Below are 24,986 nucleotides of genomic sequence, written 5' to 3' on the forward strand. Positions count from 1 at the left end.
GGAGCCTGGAGAGAGCACCATGAACGCCCTGATGTCCCATGACCTGGGCAAGCTCGCCGTCGACTGGCTGGTCGACGCCGGCCGCCTGAAACCCGCCGATCTCGACCGGGCACGGCAGCTGCAAGATGGCGGCGCGCTGCAGGACTCGAGCGAATTGCTGTCGCGCCTGGGCCTGGTCTCGGAACTGGACCTCGCCCAGGCCTGGTCGACCCTGCTCGGCGTGCCCCTGCTGGCGCTGACGAGTGCGCCCGATCTACTGGAACACCCGCCCGAGCTGGCGCCACGCTTCCTCAAGCAGCATTGCCTGGTGCCGCTGGCGGCCGCCGCCGACGAGTTGCACGTGCTGATCGCCAACCCGAACCAGCCCCACGCCCTGCACGCGCTGGAGTATGCCTGCCAATGCCCGGTGCGCCTGTCCATCGGCCTGCGCAGCGATATCGAGCAATTGATCGAACGTTATTACGGCCAGGGCCGCACGGCGATGGGCACGCTGATCGAGAACCTGGAAGAAGACAGCGGCAACCAGAAGACCGATATCGAACACCTCAAGGACCTCGCCTCGGAGGCACCAGTGATTCGCCTGGTCAACCTGCTGCTGCAACGGGCGGTGGAGCAACGCGCGTCGGATATCCATATCGAACCCTTCGAGAACCAGCTCAATGTCCGCTACCGGGTCGATGGCTTGCTGCACCAGGCCGAAGCCCCGCCCGTGAGCTCCTCGGCGGCGGTGATCTCGCGGATCAAGATCATGGCGCGCCTGGATATCGCCGAACGCCGCCTGCCCCAGGACGGCCGGATCATGCTGCGGGTACAGGGCAAGGAGCTGGACCTGCGGGTGTCCACCGTGCCCACCAGCTTCGGCGAGTCGCTGGTCATGCGCCTGCTTGACCGCCAGAGCCTGTCCTTCGACTTCCCCAGCCTGGGTTTCGACGGCGCCCGCCTCGACGCCTTCCTCGACGTGCTCGAACAGCCCCATGGCATCCTGCTGGTCACCGGGCCCACCGGCTCGGGCAAGACCACCACCCTGTACACCGCCCTCGCCCGGCTGAATACCGCCGAACGCAAGATCATCAGCGTCGAGGACCCGGTGGAATACCAGTTGGAGGGGATCAACCAGATCCAGGTCAAGCCGAGCATTGGCCTGGACTTCGCCGGGGTGCTGCGCGCCATCGTGCGCCAGGACCCGGACGTGATCATGATCGGCGAGATGCGTGACCTGGAAACCTGCCGGATCGCTATCCAGTCCGCGCTGACCGGCCACCTGGTGCTTTCCACCCTGCACACCAACAGCGCCGCCGCGAGCATCACCCGCCTGCTCGACATGGGAGTCGAAAGCTACCTGATTGCCTCGGCGGTCAATGGCATTCTCGCCCAGCGCCTGGTGCGCCGGCTGGCCCCGGAATGGCGGGAAAGCTTCGAGGCGCCGGCGGAGCTGGTGGCCGAGCATCAGTTGCAGCGCTTTACCGATGAACGCCCGATCCGCCTCTATCGCCCGCGCCGGGAGGCCGCCGGCAACGGTTATCGCGGGCGCAGCGCGCTCAGCGAGCTGCTGGTGATGAATGACACCCTGCGCTCGCTGCTGATGCGCCATGCCGACGCCGCGACGCTGGAGCAGGCGGCCCGCGACAACGGGCTGCGCACCCTCTACGAAGACGGCTTGCGCCAGGCGCTGGCCGGAATCACCAGCCTTGAAGAGGTGCTGCGCGTCACGCGCGGCGACTGAGCATGGAACACTATCGCTATCGCGCCCTGGACCCCACTGGCAGCCGCGTCAGCGGCGCCCTCGACGCCGAGGGCGAAGACGGCGCCGCCAGCCAGTTGCAGGAGCGCGGTCTGCTGGTGTTGCAGCTGGAACCGGCAGCGCCAGGCAGCGCAGCGGGCGGGAGCTGGTTCAACCGCCCGGCGCTGAATGCCGATGCGCTGGAGCGCTTCACCCAGCAACTCGCCACCCTGCTGGACGCCGGCCAACCGCTGGAGCGGGCCTTGAGCACTCTGCTCCGCCAACCGGGCAAACCCCAGGCCCGGCACCTGCTCGAACGCATCCGCGAGCGGGTCAAGGGCGGCCAGCCGTTGTCGGCGGCGATGGCCCTAGAGGGTCCGCCATTCTCGCCGCTGTACCTCAGCCTGGTGCGCGCCGGGGAAGCCGGCGGCGCGCTGGGCGAGACGCTCGGGCAACTGGCGACCTATCTGGAACGGCTGCGCAAAGTCCGCGGCGAGGTGCTCAATGCGCTGATCTACCCGGCCTTCCTGCTGCTCGGTGTGCTCGGCTCTCTGGTCCTGCTGCTGGCCTATGTGGTGCCGCAATTCGTGCCGATCTTCAGCGACCTGGGGGTGCCGGTACCGCTGGTCACTGCGGCGATCCTCGCCCTCGGCCAGTTCCTCGGCAACGACATCCTCTACCTGCTCGGGGGCATGGCCGTGCTGCTCGGCTGGCTCGCCCGCCGCCTGCATACGCCAGCAGGTCGCCGGCAATGGGATCGCCTGATGCTGCGCGCCTGGGTCATCGGGCCGTTGCTGCTGCGCCTGGAAACCGCGCGCCTGGCGCATACCCTCGGCACCCTGCTGAGCCAGGGCGTGGCGTTGATCAGCGCCTTCGATATCGCCCGCCAGGTCTGCCGCAACCAGGTGCTCCGCGACGCGGTGGCGCAGACCATCGTCCGGGTCAAGGATGGCAGCCGGTTGTCGACGGCCATGGAAGCCAGCGCGACTTTCCCGGAACTGGCACTGCAGATGATCCAGGTCGGCGAGGAGTCCGGGCAACTCGACCGCCTGCTGCTCAAGGTGGCGAGCATTTTCGACGCCGAGGCCAAGCGTCATATCGACCGCCTGCTCGCCGCCCTGGTGCCGTCCCTGACCCTGGTGATGGCCGCCCTGGTCGGGCTGATCATGCTGGCCATCATGCTGCCGCTGATGAGCTTGACCAATAACCTCTGAAAGGAAGCCGCCATGATCGCCAGTCGTTCGCTGCGTTACCGCCACCAAGGTTTCACCCTGCTGGAGATGCTCGCGGTGATCGTCCTCCTCGGCGTGGTCGCGACCATCGTCGTGCGCCAGGTCGGGGCCAATGTCGACAAGGGCAAGTACGGCGCCGGCAAGGCGCAACTGGCCAGCCTGTCGATGAAGATAGAAAGCTATGCCCTGGACATCGGCACCCCGCCCAGGGACCTGGTCGACCTGACCAACGCGCCCGTCAACGTGCATAACTGGAACGGCCCCTACGCCAAGCCCAGCGATCTGCTGGACCCTTACGGCCATTCGTTCGGTTACCGCTATCCCGGTGCGCACAGTCCTTTCGACCTGATTTTCTACGGCAAGGACGGGCAACCCGGCGGCGACGGCTACAACGCCGACCTGGGCAACTGGGAATAATCATGGCCAAGCTGCGCGGTGCCCGGGCCTTTACCCTGCTGGAGCTGCTGGCGGTGATCCTGATCATCTCGATCGGCGCCAGCCTGCTCGCCCACAGTGTCGCCGGCGGCCTGGAGAATGCCCGTGAGCGCCAGGCCAAGCGCGACCTGAGCCTGGCGTTGCGCAACGTACGCAGCCAGGCCGTGCTGAGCGGCCAGCCGGCCGCCCTGCACTTCGACCTGATCCACAATAGCTACCGGGCCGCGGGCCAGGCCGCGCATTTCCTGCCCGCCGGCATGCACCTGCGCCTGACCAGCGCCGCCGAGCTGTCGTCATCCCGCGACGGGGTGATCGAGTTCTATCCGGACGGCGGCTCCAGCGGCGGCAACGTCTACCTGGAACGCGGTCCGGAGCATTGGCGGGTGGATATCGCCTGGCTGACCGGCAAGGTCAGTTGGCAGGACGGTGTCAGCCCATGACAACACCGGCCCAAGGCGGTTTCACCCTGTTGGAAATGCTCGCCGCTGTGGTCGTGCTGAGCATCGGCTTCACCGCGTACCTCAATGCCCTGGGCAGCAGCACCCAAGCCCTGTTGCGCGACGAGCAGAGCACACGCATGGCGCTGCTGGCCAAGACCCTGTTCGACGAACAGAGCCGCAAACGGCTCAAGCCAGGACAATGGCAGGGTCGCCTGGCACAGGTGCAATGGCAACTGACCGCCACCGCGCAACCCGGCACGCCGCCGGTGGACCTCTACCGGCTGGAACTGGTGCTGGAACAGGGCCGCCGCGAGGAACACTTCGTCACCTGGCGTGCCCAGGGCCACGTCCCGGGAGCCACGCCATGAAAGCACGGCCACGGGGGTTCACCTTGCTGGAAGTGCTGGTTGCCCTGAGCCTGCTCGGGCTGTTGATGGTGCTGATCGCCTCGGCGCTGACCGCCAGCAACCGCACCCAGGACCTCGGCGAACGCTATTCCAACCGCCTGAACGAGGTCCGCTCGGCCCAGGATTTCCTCAGAAATTCCGCGCAACAGGCCTATCCGGAGGTGTTTCTGCATGACGCGGCCAACCTCGGCCAGGTGTTCGAAGGCGAACCGCAACAGATGCGCTTCGTCGCCCCGCTACCACCGCGACTGGCCGGTGGCCTGCAACTGCAGGCGTTCTCCCTGGTGGCGAACAGCTATGGGTCGAAGGACCTGCAAGTGGCGTTCTTCCAGATCGACACCCAGGGCCTGCGGGCCTGGGGCGAACCGCAGATCCTGCTGCCGCACCTGGACAGCTGGCAGTTGAGCTACCGTGGCCTGGACGAACGCTCCCAGCCCACTGGCTGGCTGCCCCGCTGGCCCTGGCCGGAACGCCTGCCACTGGCGATACGCGTCGAGTTGCAGGCCCGTGGCCCCATCCCCTGGCCGCCGCTGGTGGTGGCCCTGCGCATGAGCCAGGGCCTCGATGACGCACAGGTCTCGCGATGAACGGCCAACGCGGGGCGGCCTTGGTGCTGGCGCTCTGGGCCCTGGCGCTGTTGAGCCTGATGATGGCCGTGGTGGTGGGCACGGTGCGCCTGGAAAACCGCCAGAGTGCCTATGCCCTGCAACATACCCGCGCCCTGCTCGCCGCCGAATCCGGCCTGGCGCTGGTGGTGCGGAGCCTGTCGGCCAAGGTACCGGGGATGATCGCCGACGGGCGCCGCTATCAGTTGAACGTCGACGACGCGCAATTGACCGTCGAGTTGCACAGCGAACGCGGCAAGCTGGACCTCAACCAGGTGCCCGCCGAAGCCTTCAACCAGGTGCTGGGGTATCTGGGCGCCAGCCCCGCCCAAGGCCGCAAACTGACCCGGGAACTGCTGGCCCACCGGACCGGCGACAATCCGTTGTGGGCGGTCGAGCAACTGCAGGTGTTCGCCGCCATGGATCGCACGCTCTATGCGCGACTGGCGCCGAACCTGACGATCTGGACCGGCCTCGCCGAGCCGGATCCGAGCTATGCCACGGCGCCGCTGCGAGCCGCGCTCAAGCTGCCGGCGCCCGTGCTCGAAAGCCCCGCCGGGGCGATCTACAGCGCACGGATCCGGGCAGTGCGGGTGGCGCCATTTTCCGCGAACCTGGATGTGACTTTCGTCCTCGATCCACAGGCCCAGGGCACGCAACTCTATCGCGTGTTGCGGTGGCAGGAATGAAGGCACTTGAACGGCCCTGGCCCGGCCCCCTGCGGGCCGCGACAGCGCAGCTGGAACAATACTGGCAGGCCTCGCGGCTACCGGCGTTCCTGCGCTGGTGGCGGCGGGAGCTGATTGGCGGCCTGCCGCGGCGCTGGCGCGAACGCCTGGAGTCGTCGCAGCACGAGCAGTTACTGCACTGGCCCGAAGACGCCCTGCCCCAGTCCCCCGGGTACACCGACCCGGCCCGGCGCCGGATCTTGCTGATGCCCTGCGAACAGGTCCTGCTCAGCCGCGTGCAACTGCCCCTCGCCGCCGCCGCGCAGGCCCACGCGGCGCTGGCCTTCGAGATGGACAAGTACACCCCGTTCAAGGCCGCCCAGGTCTATTTCGATACGCTGTGCGAGCCGCGCGAAGACCGCACCAAGCCGGTGTTCGAGCTGACCCTGGTGGTCGCCCTGCGCGAGCGCATCGACGCGATCCTCGATGAAGCGGCGCGCAACGGCCTGCGTATCGATGCCATCGACGCGCTGGATCGCAACGGCGCGCGCCTGCAGGTCAACCTGTTGCCCGCCCAGCGTCGGCCCCAGGAGCGGCATCCGGCCCGGCGGCTAAGGCTCGGATTGGCCCTGCTCGGTGTCGGCCTGCTGCTGGTGGCCATGCTGCTGTGGCTGCATAACCGCCAGTCGGCCCTGGACGCCATGACCGCCGAGGTCAGCGCGCTGCGCAGCGCCAGCCAGCAGATCCAGGGGCTGCGCCAGCAACTCAACGACACCCTCGACACCGGGCGCTATGTGCAAACGCAAAGGGCCCTGGCGCTGCCCAGGACCGAGCTGCTGCGGGAACTGAGCGCCTGTATCCCCGCCGATACCTGGCTGGAACAGCTGGACATCGATGCCCAGGGCACCCTGACCCTCAGCGCGCAAAGCAGCCAGGCCGGCGAGCTGATCGGCAAGATGAAAGCCTGCGGCCACTTGCGGAACCTGCAGTTCCAGGGGGGGATTCAAGCCGACGCCAGCACCGGCCAGGACCGACTCAACCTGACCGCCCAGTTGAGTTCCCGGGAGGAGCGCCATGCCCCTGCGCCTGACACGCCGTGAGCAACGGGTCGCGGCCTGGCTCCTGGCCGCACTGGGCCTGATCGCGGCCTATTTCATCGCTATCCACTGGTGGTTTACCGCGCCTTTACAGTCGATCAGCGCGGACATGCACACCCTGCGGGCCGAGCAGCAACGCTACCAGGCGCTGGAGCTCCAGCGGCCGCTCCTCGAAGCCCAGCTGGCGCAAGCCGCCAACGCGCCGCATAGCAATGCCGGACTGCTGCCGGACGCCGATGCCGGCGCGGCCACCGCGCAACTCATGCAAGAGGTGGCCAGCCAACTGCAGGGCCTGGCGCCCGAGGGCGGTGGCTGCACCATGACCAATCGCATGCCGATCCCGCCCGGCGACAGCGCGCCGTACCGCCAGGTCAAGGTCAGCATCAACCTCGATTGCGCCATCGAACCCCTGGCCAGCCTGCTCTATAAGCTGGAAAACCAGCCGCTGGCGCTGTTTGTCGAAACCCTGAGTATTCGCCGCAACCCCATGCCCGGTCCCGACGCCAATCACCGCCTGGCGGTGCAACTGCAGATCGGCGCCTATCTGGACAACCCTCCGGTCCAGCGTCCGCCGGCCGGCAAAGGGGAGCCGGCGACATGAAAATCCCGGGCCGGCTGACAATGTGGCTGGGCGTCCTGGTGGTGGCGCTGGCGGCCCTCTGCCTCGCCCTGTTCGAGGGGCTGGGCGCGGGAATCGAGTGGTACCCCGAACCGGCCCATACCGCGCCGCCCTCGCCGGTCACATCGGTGACGGCCGAAGACGCCCCGGCGCTGGCGTCCTATGCCGGGATCTGGGAGCGCTCGCTGTTCAACCGCGATCGCAAGCCCGACCCGGCCGAACCGCTGGCCAGGGGCGAACACGATACCCAGTCGCTCGCCGGTTTTTCACTGAATGGCATCGCCATCTCCGCGGACTTGCATAAGGCACTGTTCAAGACCAAGGACGGCAAGAGCCTGAGCGTCGCCGAAGGCCAAACCTTGCCCAATGGCTGGCGGATCGAGCGGATCACCGCGCAGAGCGTGTCCCTGAGCTTCAAGTCCAGCCAGCAGGAACTGAGCCTTCCCGTGTTGAAACTGCCGGCCACGGCCGTGCATTAAAGACCACTGCGCAGCCCGGCAGCGAGCCGTACAAGGATGAATCAACGTGAGCGAACGTGCCGTCTACCCCTGCCTTCTCAGCCTCATCCTGCTCTCGGGCTGCATAGCGCCGGTGAGCGATGACGATGTGCATGACGAGCAACTGGTCCGCGACGGCCTGTCTGGCACCGGGGCGGATCGCCCGCCCCTGGCACCGGCGATGCCACGTGCCGGCGTTACTACCGCGCCCCTGGCAGCGCCCGCCTCGGGATCACAGATCATCCGCGGCAGCCAGAGCCTGGTGGCACGCAGCAGCCCCCCACCCAGGCCCCCCACAGCAACCCAGGGCGACAACAGTACGCTGTTCAACTTTGCCGGCGTGCCGATCCAGGCGGTGGTCAATACCATCCTCGGCGATGTGCTCAAGGAGAACTACAGCATCGGCCAGGGGGTGAGCGGTGAAGTGACCTTCTCGACCTCCCGTCCGGTGGACAAGGCCCAGGCGTTTTCCATTCTCGAAACCCTGCTGTCCTGGACCAACAACGCAATCATCCGCCAGGGCGAACGCTACCTGATCCTCCCGGCCAACCAGGCGGTCGCCGGCCAGCTCACGCCCCGGCAGTCGATCCCGGAACCGGGCAGCGGCCTGACCGCACGCTTTTTCGTGCTGGAGTACATCTCGCCGCTGGAGATGCAGAAGCTGCTCAAGCCGTTTGCCCGGGAGAGTGCCTTCCTCGCCATCGACACTTCGCGCAACGTGCTGGTGATGGCCGGTACGCCGGACGAATTGAACAACTACCAGCAAACCATCGACACCTTCGACGTCAACTGGCTCAAAGGCATGTCCATCGGCGTGTTCGGCCTCAAGCGCGCCAATGTCAGCCAACTGATGCCCGAGCTGGAGCGGCTGTTCGGTGCCCAGAGCGGTACGCCGCTGGCCGGCATGCTGCGCTTCCTGCCCATCGAGCGGACCAATGCGATTGTCGCCATCTCGCCGCAACCGGAGTACCTCAACGATGTACGTCGCTGGATCGACACCATCGACCAGGGCGGCGGCGACGAACCGCAGATGTATGTGTATGACGTGCGCAACATGAAGGCCACGGACCTGGCCCGTTACCTGCGCCAGATCTATAGCGACGAGGCGGTTACCGAAGAGGCCGCGGCGCAAGTCGCGCCGGGGCTGCGCACCGTGACCCTGAACAGCAACGGTTTCGGCTCCGGCCTGGGCAGCTCCGCCGCCAGCAACCCGGGCTTGTCCGGCGGTACTGGCGGCACCCAGGGCCTGCCACCACCGCTGAGCAGCCCGGCGGGCATCGCGCCGGGACAGACCAGCGACGACTTGCAGCTCGGCCCGCCGGGGCAGGCGAATACCGCACGCGCGCCGCTCAATGCGAACAACCCGACCAACTCGGTGCGCATCACCGCGCAGAAAAGCAGCAACCAGTTGCTGGTGCGCAGCCGGCCGACCCAATGGGCCGAGATCCAGTCGGCGATCCAGCGGCTCGACAACCCGCCGCTGCAGGTGCAGATCGAGACGCGGATTCTCGAAGTCGGCCTGACCGGCTCGCTGAACCTCGGTGTGCAGTGGTACCTCGCACGCCTGGCCGGCAACTCGACGACCACCGGCATCGCCAATGCCTCCGGCAACCAGGCCGCGCTGGGCCGGGGTGGCGCCGGCCTGGGCGCCACGGACGCGCTGTTCTACTCGTTTGTCAGCAACAACCTGCAAGTAGCCCTGCACGCCCTGGAAACCAACGGCAGTACCCGGGTGCTGTCGGCGCCTTCGCTGGTGGTGATGAACAACCAGCAGGCGCAGATCCAGGTCGGCGACAATATTCCGATCAACCAGACCACCATCAATACCAGCGGCTCCAACAGCATCACCAGCTCGGTGCAGTACGTCCAGACCGGGGTCATCCTCGACGTCGTCCCGCGCATCAATCCCGGCGGCCTGGTGTACATGGATATCCAGCAACAGGTCAGCGATGCCAGCAGCACCGTCGATGCCAACGGCAACCCGACCATCTCCACCCGCGCCGTCGCGACCCAGGTGGCGGTGCAAAGCGGGCAGACCATCCTGCTCGGCGGGCTGATCAAGCAGAACGAAACCGGCACCGACAACAGCGTGCCGTACCTGGGGCGGATCCCCGGCCTGCAATGGTTGTTCGGCAACACCCAGCGCCAGCACGGCCGCTCGGAACTGATCGTGCTGATCACGCCGCGGGTGATCACCGGCAACAGCGAGGCCCGGCAGATCACCGACGAGTACCGCCAGCAACTGCAGTTGATGCCCCCCCTGGAGGCCCACCCCGGGAGCGCCACCCATGCAAAGAAATGACACTTTTCCAGCACTTGCAGACGCAGCGGCACTACACTTTGCGAAAAGAGCCCCAGGCCGCCCCGTCAACCGTAACCAGGAAGTACGCCATGATGCGATGGAGCCGATACAGAAGTGCGGCGCTGGTCACCCTGTTTGTCATTCTCGTCAGCCTCCTGGCATTCCTGCTGCTCAAGGCCTTTTCCCGGGAAACCTCCACCTACTTCGAGTCCCGCGACCTGATCCGCCAGCTCAAGCAACTGGACTCCAGGCTCGACGCCAAGCTGCTCAAGACCCGGATCAGCGACGAATACAATTACAACCTGCTGGCCGGCCCCATCGCGGAGTCCAGCCGGCGCTGGGACCAGTTGGTTGCGCAGAACAGCTACCTGGACAACTCCGGCATCTGGCAGGCGCGCAAGAAAGCCTACCTGGACGCCACGGCGGAAAAGAACAAGCTGATCGAGCAGTTCCAGGCCCACAACACCGCCTTGCGCGATGACCTGGAAACCCTGTCGGCCATCGAAGACGGTATCCAGGCCGACCTGGAACCTTTCAGCGTCGAACACCCGGTGGAAACCCTGAGCGTGCTCTACAGCGCCTCGAAACTGACCTTGAGCGCGCTGGAATATGCGCAACACGTATCGAATGGCAAAGCCGACAAGATCGAACGGCAGATCCAGCACCTGGCGGCGCAGAAAAGCAGCTTGCCGGCGACCTTGAGCCCGTCCATCGACAAGTTGATCGACCAGGCCAACGTGGTGGTGCGCGAGCAACCCCTGGTCAATGACCTGCTCGACCGCATTGGCTTCATCCCGGTCGCCCCCAGCCTGGACGGCATCAACGAACTGCTCAATGAAATCCAGCGACGCGCGGAGCTGCAGGACCGCCAATACCTGATCTATCTCAGTGTCTGCGCGGCCCTCATGGCCATGCTGGTGTTCTACCTGATCATTCGCCAACTGCGCAGCTATGCGCTGATCAACCAGATGAACAGCGCCCTGCAGTTGTCCAACGAACGCCTTGAACAACGGGTCGAAGAACGCACCCGCGAGCTCAAGGAGGCGCAAAGCGAATTGATGGACACCGCCCGCACGGCGGGCATGGCGGAAATTGCCACCAATGTCCTGCACAACGTCGGCAACGTGCTCAACAGCGTGAATATCTCCGCCGACCTGGTCACCCGCAGGATCCGTTCCAGCAAGGCCCAGGGCCTGACCAAGGTGGTGCAGTTGATCAACGAACACAGCGCTGACCTGGGGGACTTTGTCAGTCGTGATGAGAAAGGCCAACTGCTGCCCGCCTACCTCAACCAACTGGCCGCGGCCATCGCCACCGAACAGACGGAAATCGTCCAGGAGCTGGCACAACTGAGCAAAAGCGTCGACCACATCAAGGAAATCGTCGCCACCCAGCAATCCTATGCCGGCGCGGCCAAGTTGCTGGAGCCGGTGAACATCACCGATCTGTTCGAAGATGCCCTGCGCATGAACTCAGGCGCCCTGAACCGGCACAAGGTCACGGTGCTCAAGGACTACCAGCCGGTACCGATCATCCTCGGCGACAAGCACCGCCTGCTGCTGATCCTGATCAACCTGATCAGCAACGCCAAGTACGCGGTGTCCGACCTGAGCAACCGCGAGCGGGACATCACCCTGGGCGTACGGGTGGTCGATGGCAAGACCTTGCGCATCAGCGTCAAGGATGAGGGCGAAGGCATCGCGGTGGAGAACATCGGGAAGATCTTCACCCACGGCTTCACCACTCGCAAGGACGGCCACGGCTTCGGCCTGCACAGCTGCGCCCTGGCGGCGATCGAGATGGAAGGCCGCCTCTACGTGCACAGCGACGGGCCGGGCAAGGGCGCGTTGTTCACCCTGGAGATCCCTTTGAAGACCCTCCACCTGCAAGAAGAGCGGCCTTCGGCGAACGCCTCCCCGGCCGCGTATTCGAATATTCATCAATGAGAGAGAGCCTTCTGCCAGCGCTCGCTTTACACTTTGCCCCCGCCCCTTTTCACCCAAAGATCCGCCCTGATGACTGAAAACTTCGAAGTCCCAAGCCCTCACGAAAAACACGTCGAACATGCCACCGAACACGCCCAAGCCCGCGGCGACGGTTTTGCCAGCCGGATCGCGGTGATGACCGCGATCATGGCCACCATTGGCGCCATGCTCAGCTACCAGGCGGGCTCCACCGAAAGCGAAGCGGCGATGGACAAGAACAACGCCGCGATCCTCAAGACCGAAGCCGCCAACCAGTGGAACTACTACCAGGCCAAGTCCAGCCGGCAGAACCTCTCGGAGATGGCCAGCCATATCCCGGGCCTGGATGCCGCGCATTACACGGCCGAGGTCGAGCGCTACAAGAAGGAAAAGGAAGTCGTGCGGCAGAAAGCCGAGGAATTGGAAGCCAAGAGTCGCGAGTGGGATGACAAGTCCGAGCAGGTCCTGCACCAGCACCATCGCTGGGCCCAGGCGATGACGGCGATCCAGATTGCCATTTCGCTGGCGGCGATCACCCTGCTGACCCGCAAGGAATGGCTCAAGCGCCTGGCCTACACCGCCGCGGGTATCAGCGTGGTGCTCGGCGGCCTGGCCGGTTTGCATATCTGAAACGGTAACACCCGGCGGCAGTCAACCCGGTACCGGCCGGGCTGACTGATGCAGCCGTGTCCGAGCGGTTTACGCCTTGGTACTGATGGTTTCCCCGATCGGCTGGCCGCTGCCGTTGGAAACGGCTTTCGGCGCGGCGGTGGCCGTGGCGTTGTGAAGCAGGTGCTTTTGCACCAGCTTCTGCGCCACGCGGTCGCCATGGCTGGCTTCCTGGGCGGTTTGTGCGGCGGTTTCGGTGGCCTCTTTCAAGGCATCGGTGGCCACGTTGGCGGTGGTAGTGGTGCTGGCGGTGGTGGAGGTATTTTGCGCGGGTGTCGGGGTCGCCTGGGACTGGCCGGCAATACGCACAGAAGCAAGGTTTGCAGCCGGAATTGCGCCGATGGACATCGGACTCTCCTTAAGTTGGGATCAGTAGACGTGTCCGGTCATGACCGCGACCGGCACACGCTTCACTACGACTTACTGTCTCGACCCTTCAAACTGGCCCGCCTGCGAAACAACCGGAGGCAAGGCAGAGATTGTTCCTCGGCATGTACCCGATCTGTCACGGCCAAGTGAAAACTTCGGATATCCCGGATCTGCGAAGGGTTCGCAGTCGGCTACAAACAGGCCCGGACAGCGCGAAACCTGTAGGAGCAGAGCTTGCTCGCGAAGGAGCCCTCAAGATCGCCAAAAGCTTCGCGGGCAAGCTTCGCTCCCACAGGTGTCAGATCTCGCCTTCCACGTCTTCCAGGCTGAAGGTTTCGGTGGTGTCGTTGTAGGAGAAGATCTCGGCATAACGGCCCCAGCTGATCACGCTTTCCAGGGTCTGCTCGACGAAGTCTTCGCTGAGGGAATCTTCCAGTTCCTGCTCGAAACGCACCCGTGGCGCCCAGTGCCCGTTACGTTCCTGCAATACCTGGCGAATCCGCGCCGCCAGGGGCACGGTGCGCAGCAGGTGCTCGGCAAACATCACCTTGCGTTCCTGGGTACCGTCCTCGGCGAAACGCTTGCCCGAGTCGGTCAGCTTGATATCGGCGCCGCGCAGTTCGGCAAAGCCCAAGTGCTCGAGCATCTCGGCCACCGGGAACAGGTCGTCGACCTCCAGCAGCAAGCGCTCGGCCACATTCGGCAAGCCGGCGTGGCCATGATACGGCTCGGCCGCCAGGGCTTCGATCAGACCGGCCATCAGGTTGGTCGGCACTTCCGGCAGGCGGCTGCCCAGTTGCAGCTCGGCCTTGCCGGTGCGTTCGTCGGCACTGCGGCGGTTGGTCATCAACGCGTAGATATCGTCGACCATCTTGCGGAAGATCGGGTCCAGGCGGTTGCGCGGGTGAGCGAACGGCACCTTGATCTGCGCCACCACGCGCCCGGGGTTGGACGACAGCACCAGGATGCGGTCGCACATCAGCACCGCTTCCTCGATGTTGTGGGTCACGATCAGGATCGACTTGATCGGCAGTTGCCCGCCACTCCACAACTCCAGCAGGTCGGTACGCAGGTTTTCCGCGGTGAGCACGTCGAGGGCGGAAAACGGCTCGTCCATCAGCAGCAAGGTCGGGTTGACCACCAGGCCACGGGCAAAGCCCACGCGCTGGCGCATACCACCGGACAATTCACGCGGGTAGGCGTTTTCAAAACCGTCGAGACCGATCAGGTCGATCGCCGCCAACGCGCGCTTGCGCGCTTCCTTGGGTTCGACCTGCAACGCCTGCAGGCCGGCCTCGACGTTTTCCAGCACGGTCAGCCAGGGAAACAGGGCGAAGGTCTGGAACACCATCGCCACGCCCTTGGCCGGGCCGTCCAGGGTTTCGCCGTTGTAGAGCACTTCGCCGGAAGTCGGCTGGATCAGCCCGGCAATGATCCGCAGCAAGGTCGACTTGCCGGAGCCCGAGCGCCCCAGCAGCCCGACCACTTCGCCTTCGTGCAGGTGCAGGTCGACTTCGCTGAGTACCTGACGCTCATCCTTGCCATTGCCAAAGCCCTTGCTCACGTTGGTGAGCGAGTAGATTTCGCGGGCGCTGCTGGTGTATTCGATATGACTGTTCATAAGAGCGGCTCGGAATTAGTTCAGACGAAGTTTGTTTTCGGCGATGGCGTACATCGGTCGCCAGAGCAAACGGTTGAAGGCCACCACGAAGACCGACATGACCACCACGCCCAGGGTGATTTTCGGAAAGTCGCCGGCCGCCGTGGTCTGCGCGATATACGCGCCCAGGCCATGGGCCACGACCTTGTCCTGGCCCCAGGAAACAAACTCGGAAACGATACTGGCGTTCCACGCACCGCCGGAGGCGGTGATCGCGCCGGTCACGTAATACGGGAAAATCCCCGGCAACATGACCTTGCGCCACCACTGCCAGCCACGGATATGGAAGTTCGCGGCGGCTTCGCGGAAGTCGTTGGGAAAGGCACTGGCGCCGGCGATCACGTTGAACAGGATGTACCACTGGGTACCGAGCACGATCAGCGGGCTCAGCCAGATATCCGGGTTCAGGTTGAAGTGCAGGATCACGATGACGAACACCGGGAACAGCAGGTTCGCCGGAAACGCGGCGAGGAACTGCGCCAATGGCTGGATCTTCTCGGCCAGGTGCGGACGCAGGCCGATCATCACCCCCAGCGGTACCCAGATCAGCGAAGCCACGGCGATCAGCAAGGTCACCCGCAGCAACGTGATCGCCCCCAGGCCGATAACCTCGCCGACATCGGCGAAGGTCACTTCGCTGCTGACATAGATAAAGATGTGATACAGCGCATACGCCGCGAGCAAACCGATGAACAAGCCCCAGACCCAGTCGATCACCCGTGAGGTCGATGGGCTGGGCGTACTTACCCGGGCCTTGACCCGCGGCAGGCTCAGGCGCAGATGACCGATACGCGTGATAGCACGCGACAGCGGCCGGATCAGGCGCTGGATCACCCGGGTCCGCTGGATCAGGTTGAGCACCCAGGACTCCGGCGCGCCGCCCTGGGCCGCGGTGTCTTCCATGCGGAACTTGTCGGCCCAGGCCACCAACGGGCGGAACAGGAACTGATCGTAGACCAGGATCACCACCACCATCGCCAGGATCACATAACCCACGGCGGTGAGGTCACGCTGCTCGATGGCGGTGGCCAGGTAGGAACCGATGCCCGGCAGGGTGATGGTCTTGTCACCGACGGTAATCGCTTCCGAAGCCACCACGAAGAACCAGCCGCCGGACATGCTCATCATCATGTTCCAGATCAACCCGGGCATGGCGAACGGTACATCAAGTTTCCAGAACTTCTGCCAGCCGGACAGTTGCAGACTCTCGGAGACTTCCGTCAGGTCGCGCGGCAGCATGCGCAGCGACTGGTAGAAGCTGAACGTCATGTTCCAGGCCTGGCTGGTGAAGATTGCAAAGATCGCCGCGCACTCGGCGCCCAGCACCCGCCCCGGAAACAGCAGGAGAAAGAAGGTCACGGTGAACGAGATATAACCCAGCACCGGCACCGACTGGAGGATATCCAGCACTGGCACCAGCAGCTTTTCGGCACGCTTGCTCTTGGCCGCCAGGGTCCCATAGAGAAAGGTGAAGACCAACGCCGCGACCATCGCCGCGAGCATCCGCAGGGTGGTGCGTATCGCATATTCCGGCAGGTTGGCCGGGTCGAGGGAGATCACCTGGCTCTGCAGGGTCGAGATCGGTGCCCAGGTTTCCCGTGCGCCGATCGAGAAAAACAGCAGGAAACCCACCACCAGCGGCAGCGCGATCAGGTCCCAGCGATTGGGCAGCAAGCGCCGGGTACTGGCCGGGATGTAATGGCGTAATACTTTATTCATCGTCAATGATTCCAGCAGCGTTCTGAAATACAGGCCCACGGACTTCAGGGTACAAACGCACGAAGCGAGACGGCGCCGGCAGTCTAAGCACAGCACATCCTGAAGAAGTGGTTGGAAAATCGTCGAGGCAAGGCCACGTACTGAACGCTACAGACTGGATACCGGGGCGACGGCTGCGCACCGGCGGCATCCCATTGTAAATCCCGCTACGTGGCCCACCGAGAATGGGCAGGGTCCAAGTTCGAATCTCCTGGGGGTGGCGGTTGAAACGTGAGGGAGTGGTTCAGCGCGGGATTATACATTTCAAAATGTTACAGTAATGTAAATTCCCTATAAATTGAGAAGATAGCCTCAGGCATGCGCCCAACGCCGATGCAGGCCTCGCGCCAGGGCATCGAGTAAAAAGCCGAGTACGCCGATCAACAGCACCATGGCCATCAGTTCCGAATAGGCCAGGCGATCACGGGTATCGAGGATAAAGTAGCCGAGCCCGGCGCTGACCCCGAGCATTTCGCAAGGCACCAGCACGATCCAGAGAATCCCGATGGACAACCGCACGCCGGTCAACACATGGCCGAGCACACCCGGCAGGATGACCTGGCGCAGGGTTTCCCAGCGGGTCGCGCTGAGGCTGCGGCTCAGTTGCAACCAGCGCGGATCGAGCTGGCGCACCCCGGCCACGGTGTTGAGCAGGATCGGCCAGACGGCGGCAAAGGCCAGCAGGAAATAGATCGGCTGGTCACCTACCCCCATCAGCATCACCACCACCGGCATCCAGGACAGCGGCGAGATCATCCGCAGGAACTGGAACGCCGGGGTGGTCGCCGCCTCCAGGTGGCGATAGCTGCCGATCAGCAAGCCCAGCGGCACGCCGACCAGCAGGGCCAGCAACAACCCGATCAAAATGCGCTTGAGGCTGACCAGCACGTTTTCATACAGTTCGGCACGCCCGAGCAATTCCACCAGGCTGGTCAGCGTCGCTTCCGGCGAGAAGCGCGCCGACAGTCCGTCGGGGCTGCCGAACAGGTGCACGCCGAGCCACCAGAGCAGTAACAGGCAGAGCAATCCCGCCGCGCCCAGCCCCCAATGCAGGAGCGATGAGGAAGGCTTGCCGCTCAAATGCCGAACTCCTCGCTGCGCTCAAAGCTGTCCGGCAAGCCGAAGGCCTTGAGCCCCCCTACCGCCGCCAGGCTGTTGCGCACGAAACGGTCATCCACCAGGTCGCGGGCAGTCTGCTGTGGATCGAGACCGGCGAGGAACCCTTTGTCGCCCTCGATCAGGGTGTTCTTCAGGCGCTTGACCAGTTCCTCGGTGTAGCTGGGGAACGGATACGGTTGGAAGTCGATACGCTGTTCGTCCCAATTGCCGTGCTGGATCGCGCCGCTGGCCAGGTAGGCGTCGCGGTCGGCGGCATTGGGCAGCAACACGCGATTGAGTACCTGCGGGGTGTGCGGGGTATAGCGGTTGGCGCCGTCCTTGGACAGCAATCGGGCCGCCTCGGCACGGTTGTCGCGGGTCCAGAGCTGGGCCTTGACGATGGCATTGACCACCTTCTGCGACCATTCGGGGCGGTTGTTCAGGTCCTGCTCATGCATGAACACCACGCAGCAGGCGTGATTGCGCCAGAGATCGCCGGTAAAGCGCTGCACCCGGCCGACCTTCAACTCCTCGGCCAGGGCATTGAACGGCTCGGCGACGATATAGCCGGCGATGCGCTTGCTCGCCAGGGCCGGCGGCATGTCCGAAGGTGGCAGTACCACCAGGTTGACCTCGTTGGCCGCCAGTACGCTGTTGGCCGCCTTGCTCACCGGTTGCAGGCCGTTGTCGCGCAACAGTTGCTGGACCACCACGTTGTGGATCGAGTACCAGAACGGAATCGCCACTGACTGCCCGCCCAGTTGCTTGACCGCGGTAATGCCCGGCGCCACAGTCAGGCCGGAACCGCCGACATGGTTCCAGGCCACCACCTTGGCCGGCACCTTGCTGCCGTAGCGCGCCCAGACGGTCATCGGCGACAGCAGGTGAATCACGTTGACCTGTCCGGAAATAAACGCCTCGATCACTTGGGCCCAACTGCGCAGCAGTACCGGACGCTCGGCCTGGATACCTTCGGCTTCGAACAGGCCGTTGTTATGCGCCACCAGCAGCGGCGTGGCGTCGGTGATCGGCAGGTAGCCGATCCGCACCGGGGCGTCGGGCTCGGAAGCGGCACGGGCTTGCAGGCTGTTGAGCAGCGGCAAGGCGCCGCCGGCGGTCAGCAGGGCGCTGAGTTTGAGGAAGTCACGACGTGTGTGGGTGAAGTCATCCAGGCACATGAATCATCTCCGACGTTTCGAGCAAAGAGTGATGGGGTGAGGTGCGGCTGGCCCGCCGAAGGGTCTTGAGAATCTCGATACGCAGGGCGCCCAGTTCCTCGACCAGCTCGGCACGCGGCTGAGGCAGGTCGATACGCCACTCGCCGAGGGTCCGCGCCGGGCTGTGACCCAGTAGCAGAATCCGCTCGGAGAGCAGCAGGGCTTCATCAATGTCGTGGGTGATCAGCACCGCCGCCGTGTTGTGCTCGGCGATCACCTTGAGCAGCAGTTGTTGCATGTCGGCGCGGGTCACTTCATCCAGGGCGCCGAAAGGCTCGTCGAGGAACAGTACCCGTGGCTGGCGGGCCAGGCAGCGGGCCAAGGCCGTACGCTGGGCCATGCCGCCGGACAGCTGCGCCGGGTACTGGCCGCGGGCATGTTGCAGGCCCACGGCGGCAATCGCATGGTCGATCCGCGCCTTGCGCTCCTGGGCATCCAGGTGCGGCTGGCGGGCAAAGTCGAGACCGAAGGCGACGTTTTTTTCCAGGCTGAGCCAGGGCAGCAGGCTCGGGTCCTGAAAGGCCACTGCCACCCGTGGATGGGGGCCGTCCAGGGCTTCGCCGAGGAACCGCACATGGCCTTCGTGCGCCGCCTGCAAACCGGCCAGGACCCGCAGCAGACTGGATTTGCCGACGCCGCTGGGGCCGAGGATCGACACCACCTCGCCGGCTTGCAGTTGCAGGTCGAAACCTTCCAGCACCGTTTGCCAGCCGTGCTCGCGGGGGTAGCCGAGGCTGATCTGCCGGGCCTCCAGCAACGGCGCGCTCATGCCGCCGTTTCCCGGGCCTGGCGTTGCAGCTCGGCACGCAGTTGCACCAGGCTCGGGGTGACGATCGGCACGAAGGCCGACTCGCGCCAGCGTCGGGCAAAGCCACTGCCGTATTCATTCAGATAGGCCTTGCCGCCGCTGGCCTGCAACTCCAGCTGCAGCGCCTGGGCGACCGACTCTGCCAGGCTGATGCGGATCTGGAACAAGGCGCCCGGCTGGGCCAGGAAGCGCCCGTCGTGCAAGCCGCTCTTGAGTTCCTCCACGCGCTGCTCAAGGGCTTGGCGCTGCTCCAATAGCGGCTCGCGCAAAATCGAGCGGGTATCTTGCAGATGGCCGTCCACCTCCTTCAGCGCCTGGCGCGCCAGGCCAATGGCCATGCCGCATTGCAAGCCGAGGAACGCCGGGCGCACCGCCGGCAGGAACACCCGGGCATCATCGTGCAACAACCAGTCGCGGCTGACTTCCACCTGTTTGAAGTCCAACGCGGCGGTATTGCTCGATTGCAGGCCCATCAGTTGCAAGTCAGCCGAGCGTTGCAGGCCGCTCAGCGCGTCGGGAATCGCCAGCACGAACGGTGTACCGCCCTCCCCCCGTTCAATGGCGGCCGCTACCACAAAACCGCTTTTGCGCAAATTGGTCACCCAGTGCAGGCGCCCATCCAGGCACCAGCCATCGACTTGATCGCGGGCCCGCAGTTGCAGCGACTCGATCCCCGAGAGGAACTTCATTGCATTCGACAGCCCGGTGGCGCCGGCCAGCTCGCCGCTGAGCAGGGCCGGCAGCAGATGATCGCGCAGGGTCGTGTTGGGACTGTGCAGCAGGTACTCGATAAAAGCCCGTTGGCCCCAGAACACAAAGGCCGCCGCCAGGGAATGGCTGGCCACCTGGGCGATGCTTTCCACCGCGTCGGCCACCGTGCCAGCGCTGCCGCCCTGGGCCTGCGGCACACCGACCCCCAGCACCTTCGCCGTCGCCAGGCGGGAAATCACATCCTGTGGGTCGCACTGTCCCAGGTCCAGGGCCTGGGCTTGGGCGTGCAGCCATTGACTCAATACGGGATTGAGCATGTCGTTTTCTCCTTGAAATAGCGCCTCGAAGAATAGCTGACGCCGGGCCATCATTGAGCTGTCGAGGGCCAACGGTATTGCGCCAGCTCAGGGTTGAGCGGCGTGCGGGCGAAAACATTGGCGAAATTGCACAAGGTCGCCAGGCTCACCCCGAGGATCACCTCCAGGGCATTGCCCTGGGTGTAGCCGGCGGCGAGGAATTCGCTGAAGATCTGGTCGCTGACATTGCCACGGGTGGCGATCACTTCCCGGGCGAAGGCGGCGAGGACTTCGAGTTTTTCCTGGGGCAGTTGATCTTGGCCGCGCAAGGCCTCGACCACTTCCGCCGGCAACCTGGCCTTGTTCAGCGCCACCGCCGTGTGCCCGGCCACGCAGAAGTCGCAGCCGTGGGTGGTGGCGGCCACCAGTTGCACCACTTCGCGTTCGGCCAGGCTCAGCTCGGCCTTGCCATTGAGCGCCGATACCGTAACGTAGGTTTCCAGCGCCGCCGGGGCATTGGCGAGGACGGCGAGCAGGTTGGGGATGAACCCGGAGTTCTTCTGGGCGTTTTCCAGGAACGGCCTGGCTGCTTCGGGAGCGCTTTGCAGCGTGTGTAGAGTGACGCGCGACATGGAGTGGACTCCTGCTGTAGGGTGGTCCGGCAAGTCTGTTGGTTATAAGAATTCTGATCCATATTCAAAAGTAGCGATTCCTTGCTCCTGAGTGTTTCCATTAGATGATTTCGTCGAGCCCACTGGTTGATTGGTTATTAGAAAGCCTCGAACTGGATGCGAGCCTGTTCCATGTGGGCCGTTATTGCGGCGGCTGGCACGCCAGCACCCATGGCCTGGCGCGTGCGAGCTTCCACCTGATCGTGCAGGGGCATTGCTGGCTGCATATTGACGGGCAGCCCGAGAGCCTGCGGCTGGAGGCCGGGGACGCGGTGTTTCTGCTGCGGGACCTGGATTATCGGCTGTCCAGCGCCCGCGACAGCGCGCAAGCGCAACGCCTGCCGCGCCAGGCCATGACCAGCCTGGACGGCGCCGCCCAGGATGGCGTGGGGCTGGTGTGCGGGTTCTTTCATTTCAAGTCCGGACTGTCGGCATTGATTATCGACGGGCTGCCGGACTGGATCGTCCTGCGCGCGGGCGATCCGTCGCTGAGCGCGGCGCGGGCGTTGTTCGGGCTGATCCTGGCTGAATGCGAACGGCCACCGGCGCCCTCCGCGGCGCTGCTGGAGCGCTTGAGTCACCTGCTGTTCCTGTATGTGCTGCGCCAGCAGGTGGCGGACAACCCGAGCCTGGGTGGGCTGGTGGCATTGGCGCGGCATCCGGGGTTGGCGCCGTTGCTGGAACAGTTGATCGAGCGACCCGGGGAGAATTGGTCGCTGGAGAGCATGGCGGCCTGTACCGGAATGTCACGTTCGGCGTTTTTCAAGCGCTTCAACGAACTGGCCGGGCAGTCGCCGGGGCAGGTGCTACTGGCGTTGCGGATGCGTCATGCCAGTCAGTTGCTGCGGGCCAACAATACGGTGGAACAGGTGTGTGCGGCGGTGGGCTATCAGTCGATCGCGGCGTTTACCCGGGCGTTTGCCAAAGCGCTTGGGGTGCAGCCGGGGGCTTATCGGCGGCAGCATGAGGGACGCTGATGCCAACGCGGCTGAAATGGGCTCTTGAAGCCCCGCGAAAACCCTGTGGAGCCTGGCAAGCCAGGCACAAGACGCCCCTACCCTCACCGCAAACCGTAGGAATAGATCCCACCGTCATAGCTGTTGTACCAGTTGCCCTTGGCCCAGATCACCCGGTCCTGCGCCCCTTGAAAGCCGAGGATCCCGAGGTAACCGTCAACCGCCAGCCGTTGCCAGGAGCGCCCCCAGTCCTTGGAATAGAACACCCCATTCGCCGAGATTTGCGCATCCGACCACCAGTAGAGCCAGCGCGGCGGCCGGTGTTCGCTGGAGGTATTGATCAGCAGGCTGTTCTGCCCCACCCAGAAATTCCTCTCGCGCAACCGGCTGTCCGACGCCAACGGCGCGAACACACTCGGCAGCTCGCCCATCGGCTTCCAGCTCAGCTTGGCGGTATCCAGCTCGGCAACCACGTCTTGCCCATGGTCGCCCTGGTCGATCAGGCCCATCACACGCCCGGCGCCGTTCTCCACCAGTTCGTCGATAAACAGCCCTTCCTCGCGCTGCACAGCCCCGACCTGCCACTTCCCTGCCTTGCGCTGCAGGGGCGCGCGGGTCGTGACGTTGATCGCCAGGCTGCCGCTTTCACCATCGGGATTGCTCCCCCAGAAGCGTTGGGAAACCCAGATAAACGCCCGTTGCGCATCCAACTGAGTGACATGGGTCTGGATTTCCCCGTAAGTCCCTTCGTGGCGCCATTCAACAATGTCAGGCCGTTTGCCCTGGGCATACTCGGTAGACACCAACAACGACTCGGCGGCGAATATCGGGGTGCTGCTCGCGCCGCGATCAGCGGAGTAGAACACCCCGGTGGAGATGGCCCCCGGCTTGTCTTCGCCACTCTCGTTGTCGGTTCCACTCGGAGTGCCCCAGGCCCAGACTTCATCAGCGCCATGAAAGTAGGGCTTGAGGTTCCAGGCCAACTGCTCGGCCTTGGGAAACAGGCCTTTGGCCAACCAGTTCCAGTGCTGGCCCTGGTCATCACTGCGAAAGACCACGGTCTGGCTGATGTCATCGCTGCTCGCGGTAGCGGCATCGGCTCGGTTAAGCCCCGTCAGCAGGAACACACTGGCCCCATCCGGGCTGGCCACCAGGCAGGCGGCGTCACCAACATGGGCGACCATTTGAAACTGGCCCTGGGCGTCCAGGCGCGAGATGAAGGAGGTTTCCTTGTCCCGGGGCGAGAGAAAGCCGGAGAAGGCCCCCGCGTCTTCCGGCGCCTGATCCTTGACCTCAACCGGCTTGCCATGGAGGACGGCATCCAGGTCCACCACCTCGGCAGAAGGTTGCAGTTGCTTGGCATCACCCTCCAGGCGCCCCACCAGCCAAGTGCCCCTGGGGGTCACCAGCACGCCGGTGCAGTACTGGGTCATCGCGCGCTGCCGAGTGTCCTGCACGGCGCCGACCGGCTGCTTGTCCGGGCTGCTCCCGCCCCACTCCAGCTTGGCGCTGGCAATCATCCACATGTACCAGAGCCCGGCGCCGACAAACAGCAGGACAAACAGCTTGGTGAACAACTTCGATCGAGGCATGGGGGATCCGAATCCATGGAAAATGCTGAGAAGCTTTTCGCATTTCTTTCGCCGAGAGTAAATTCTTATTGCACGCGAACAACAGGCTCCAGCCGGAAAAATCTCAGCGCTGTGACGCCGGTTCCATTCATCCTGCCTTACAGACACCCCACCCCTCTCAGTGTCGTTTCCATCGCCTGCTCCAGCGGCGTATGCGGCTCCGCCCCCAATACACTCACCAGATGGGCATTGTTCATCCGCACCGGCGTACGCCACAGGTAGCGCATCTCCAGCATCTCGCGAAAGGTGGTGACCAACGGCGAGGCCAGTCGCACCAGCCACCAGGGAAACCGCCGCAGCTTCGCCTGGCCGCCCGAGCGTTCGACCAGGCGGCTGATCGCGGCCGCCATCCGGGTGCCATCAGCGTCCCAGTGCCCAGCCATATGGAAGGCCGCGAAAGGTGCCAGGGTCTCCCGCCGCGCCAACAATTCGACCATGGTCCGTGCCACATCCGGCAAATAGGCCCACTGATGACCGACACCCGGATCGCCCGGCAGATTGATCACCTTCACCGCCCGCCCGGGCTTGATCATCCCCAGGGACAGCCAACTGCTGCCGGACTGCGCTCCGAAGAAGTCGCCCGTGCGCAGGACAATCGCGCGAACCCCATCGCGCGCCGCATCCCGCAAGCGTTGCTCAAGCTCGACGCGGATACGCCCCTTGCGCGTCAGCGGACGCTGCGGCGCCTGTTCGTCCAACGCGGCAAAGGCGTCCGGGCCGTAGTTGTAGACCGTGCCCGGCAACAGAATGGTCGCGCCGACAATACGTGCCGCGGCAATCGTATTGTCGATCATCGGCAGCACCTGCTCGGCCCAGTTCCGATAGCCCGGTGGGTTGACCGCATGCACGATCACGCTGCAACCCTGCGCCGCCCGCACCACGTCGTCACGGTCAAGGGCATCGCCACGCAACCACTGGATGCCGTCGCGCTCAAGCGCCGCCGCCGCCAAGCCGCGCTTGAGCGCCTGCACCTGCCAGCCGCCGTCGCGCAGTTGCCGCGCCACTTCGCCGCCGATGCTGCCGCCCGCGCCCAGTACCAGGACCTTGTTGCTCAATGCCGCCATGTCGATTCTCCAGGAAGGTGACGATGAACAGAGTCTGGCCCTGCCCCTTCAGGAAATAAATTGCATAGCACAAGCTATCGGCCATACATTTA

At 64.7% G+C, this 24,986-nt stretch carries 24 protein-coding genes; 14 read left to right on the top strand and 10 right to left on the bottom strand.

The genetic code is table 11. From position 1 onward, the window contains the following. Window positions 1-19 precede the first annotated feature (19 nt). The 13 genes from gspE to M5B96_RS26860 all read left to right on the top strand — a co-directional run bounded on the left by gspE (window position 20) and on the right by M5B96_RS26860 (window position 12,616). Window positions 20-1,723, top strand: coding sequence for a type II secretion system ATPase GspE (gene gspE / locus M5B96_RS26800; RefSeq protein ID WP_412548656.1), 1,704 nt, complete (start codon window positions 20-22; stop codon window positions 1,721-1,723). 2 nt (window positions 1,724-1,725) lie between these two features. Beyond that, a complete protein-coding gene (gspF, locus tag M5B96_RS26805; protein ID WP_248799988.1) occupies window positions 1,726-2,934 on the top strand; it encodes a type II secretion system inner membrane protein GspF in 1,209 nt (402 codons plus the stop codon). Window positions 2,935-2,946: 12 nt separating this feature from the next. Next, entirely contained in the window at window positions 2,947-3,369 is a 423-nt protein-coding gene (gene gspG, locus M5B96_RS26810) for a type II secretion system major pseudopilin GspG (protein ID WP_248799989.1), read from the top strand. Between the two features lie 2 nt (window positions 3,370-3,371). Continuing rightward, complete coding sequence (locus M5B96_RS26815; protein ID WP_248799990.1) at window positions 3,372-3,827, top strand: GspH/FimT family pseudopilin; 456 nt, start codon at window positions 3,372-3,374, stop codon at window positions 3,825-3,827. After that, the gene (locus tag M5B96_RS26820; protein ID WP_248799991.1) at window positions 3,824-4,195 is read left to right on the top strand and encodes a prepilin-type N-terminal cleavage/methylation domain-containing protein; all 372 of its coding nucleotides are present in this window, start codon (window positions 3,824-3,826) and stop codon (window positions 4,193-4,195) included. The genes M5B96_RS26815 and M5B96_RS26820 overlap by 4 nt, the downstream gene beginning before the upstream one ends. Further along, window positions 4,192-4,821 carry a prepilin-type N-terminal cleavage/methylation domain-containing protein gene (locus M5B96_RS26825; protein ID WP_248799992.1) on the top strand — a complete coding sequence of 210 codons (630 nt, stop codon included), beginning with the start codon at window positions 4,192-4,194 and terminating at the stop codon, window positions 4,819-4,821. Before M5B96_RS26820 ends, M5B96_RS26825 begins: the two co-directional genes overlap by 4 nt. Next, window positions 4,818-5,528, top strand: a complete 711-nt coding sequence (locus M5B96_RS26830) for a general secretion pathway protein GspK (protein WP_248799993.1) — start codon at window positions 4,818-4,820, stop codon at window positions 5,526-5,528. The genes M5B96_RS26825 and M5B96_RS26830 overlap by 4 nt, the downstream gene beginning before the upstream one ends. After that, complete coding sequence (locus M5B96_RS26835; RefSeq protein WP_248799994.1) at window positions 5,525-6,607, top strand: PilN domain-containing protein; 1,083 nt, start codon at window positions 5,525-5,527, stop codon at window positions 6,605-6,607. The genes M5B96_RS26830 and M5B96_RS26835 overlap by 4 nt, the downstream gene beginning before the upstream one ends. Then, entirely contained in the window at window positions 6,582-7,205 is a 624-nt protein-coding gene (gspM, locus tag M5B96_RS26840; RefSeq protein ID WP_248799995.1) for a type II secretion system protein GspM, read from the top strand. The genes M5B96_RS26835 and gspM overlap by 26 nt, the downstream gene beginning before the upstream one ends. Next, window positions 7,202-7,702, top strand: coding sequence for a general secretion pathway protein GspN (locus tag M5B96_RS26845; protein ID WP_248799996.1), 501 nt, complete (start codon window positions 7,202-7,204; stop codon window positions 7,700-7,702). Before gspM ends, M5B96_RS26845 begins: the two co-directional genes overlap by 4 nt. Window positions 7,703-7,748: 46 nt before the next feature. After that, window positions 7,749-10,022, top strand: coding sequence for a type II secretion system secretin GspD (gene gspD, locus M5B96_RS26850; protein ID WP_248799997.1), 2,274 nt, complete (start codon window positions 7,749-7,751; stop codon window positions 10,020-10,022). A gap of 89 nt (window positions 10,023-10,111) precedes the next feature. Then, entirely contained in the window at window positions 10,112-11,968 is a 1,857-nt protein-coding gene (locus tag M5B96_RS26855) for a DAHL domain-containing protein (protein WP_248799998.1), read from the top strand. A 69-nt stretch (window positions 11,969-12,037) separates the two neighbouring features. After that, window positions 12,038-12,616: a DUF4337 domain-containing protein gene (locus M5B96_RS26860; RefSeq protein ID WP_248799999.1), complete on the top strand. Its 579-nt coding sequence runs from the start codon at window positions 12,038-12,040 to the stop codon at window positions 12,614-12,616. Between the two features lie 69 nt (window positions 12,617-12,685). Here M5B96_RS26860 and M5B96_RS26865 read toward each other — a convergent pair whose 3' ends face one another. The 8 genes from M5B96_RS26865 to M5B96_RS26900 form a co-directional block, all read right to left on the bottom strand. Continuing rightward, complete coding sequence (locus M5B96_RS26865) at window positions 12,686-13,003, bottom strand: hypothetical protein (protein WP_248800000.1); 318 nt, start codon at window positions 13,001-13,003, stop codon at window positions 12,686-12,688. A gap of 319 nt (window positions 13,004-13,322) precedes the next feature. Further along, window positions 13,323-14,645 (bottom strand): AAA-associated domain-containing protein, encoded by a 1,323-nt coding sequence (locus M5B96_RS26870; RefSeq protein WP_248800001.1) that lies wholly within the window; start codon window positions 14,643-14,645, stop codon window positions 13,323-13,325. Window positions 14,646-14,660: 15 nt separating this feature from the next. Beyond that, the gene (locus M5B96_RS26875) at window positions 14,661-16,403 is read right to left on the bottom strand and encodes an ABC transporter permease (RefSeq protein WP_248800002.1); all 1,743 of its coding nucleotides are present in this window, start codon (window positions 16,401-16,403) and stop codon (window positions 14,661-14,663) included. A gap of 351 nt (window positions 16,404-16,754) precedes the next feature. Continuing rightward, the gene (locus tag M5B96_RS26880; protein WP_248800068.1) at window positions 16,755-17,495 is read right to left on the bottom strand and encodes an ABC transporter permease; all 741 of its coding nucleotides are present in this window, start codon (window positions 17,493-17,495) and stop codon (window positions 16,755-16,757) included. A gap of 23 nt (window positions 17,496-17,518) precedes the next feature. Continuing rightward, window positions 17,519-18,718 (bottom strand): ABC transporter substrate-binding protein, encoded by a 1,200-nt coding sequence (locus tag M5B96_RS26885; RefSeq protein ID WP_248800003.1) that lies wholly within the window; start codon window positions 18,716-18,718, stop codon window positions 17,519-17,521. Next, on the bottom strand, window positions 18,705-19,526 hold the full coding sequence (locus M5B96_RS26890; protein ID WP_248800004.1) for an ABC transporter ATP-binding protein: 822 nt from the start codon (window positions 19,524-19,526) through the stop codon (window positions 18,705-18,707). Before M5B96_RS26890 ends, M5B96_RS26885 begins: the two co-directional genes overlap by 14 nt. Beyond that, window positions 19,523-20,593, bottom strand: coding sequence for an acyl-CoA dehydrogenase family protein (locus M5B96_RS26895; RefSeq protein WP_248800005.1), 1,071 nt, complete (start codon window positions 20,591-20,593; stop codon window positions 19,523-19,525). The genes M5B96_RS26890 and M5B96_RS26895 overlap by 4 nt, the downstream gene beginning before the upstream one ends. 50 nt (window positions 20,594-20,643) lie before the next feature. Next, a complete protein-coding gene (locus M5B96_RS26900) occupies window positions 20,644-21,204 on the bottom strand; it encodes a carboxymuconolactone decarboxylase family protein (RefSeq protein ID WP_248800006.1) in 561 nt (186 codons plus the stop codon). Window positions 21,205-21,308: 104 nt separating this feature from the next. Here M5B96_RS26900 and M5B96_RS26905 point away from each other — a divergent pair, with 104 nt between their 5' ends. Further along, complete coding sequence (locus M5B96_RS26905; RefSeq protein ID WP_248800007.1) at window positions 21,309-22,220, top strand: AraC family transcriptional regulator; 912 nt, start codon at window positions 21,309-21,311, stop codon at window positions 22,218-22,220. 83 nt (window positions 22,221-22,303) lie between these two features. Here M5B96_RS26905 and M5B96_RS26910 read toward each other — a convergent pair whose 3' ends face one another. Together M5B96_RS26910 and M5B96_RS26915 are read right to left on the bottom strand one after the other, a co-directional pair. Next, window positions 22,304-23,791: a hypothetical protein gene (locus tag M5B96_RS26910; RefSeq protein WP_248800008.1), complete on the bottom strand. Its 1,488-nt coding sequence runs from the start codon at window positions 23,789-23,791 to the stop codon at window positions 22,304-22,306. A gap of 137 nt (window positions 23,792-23,928) precedes the next feature. Further along, entirely contained in the window at window positions 23,929-24,894 is a 966-nt protein-coding gene (locus M5B96_RS26915) for an NAD-dependent epimerase/dehydratase family protein (RefSeq protein WP_248800009.1), read from the bottom strand. Window positions 24,895-24,986: the final 92 nt, after the last annotated feature.

It is taken from the genome of Pseudomonas sp. MWU13-2105, assembly GCF_023242315.1.
Taxonomy (GTDB): Bacteria; Pseudomonadota; Gammaproteobacteria; order Pseudomonadales; family Pseudomonadaceae; genus Aquipseudomonas.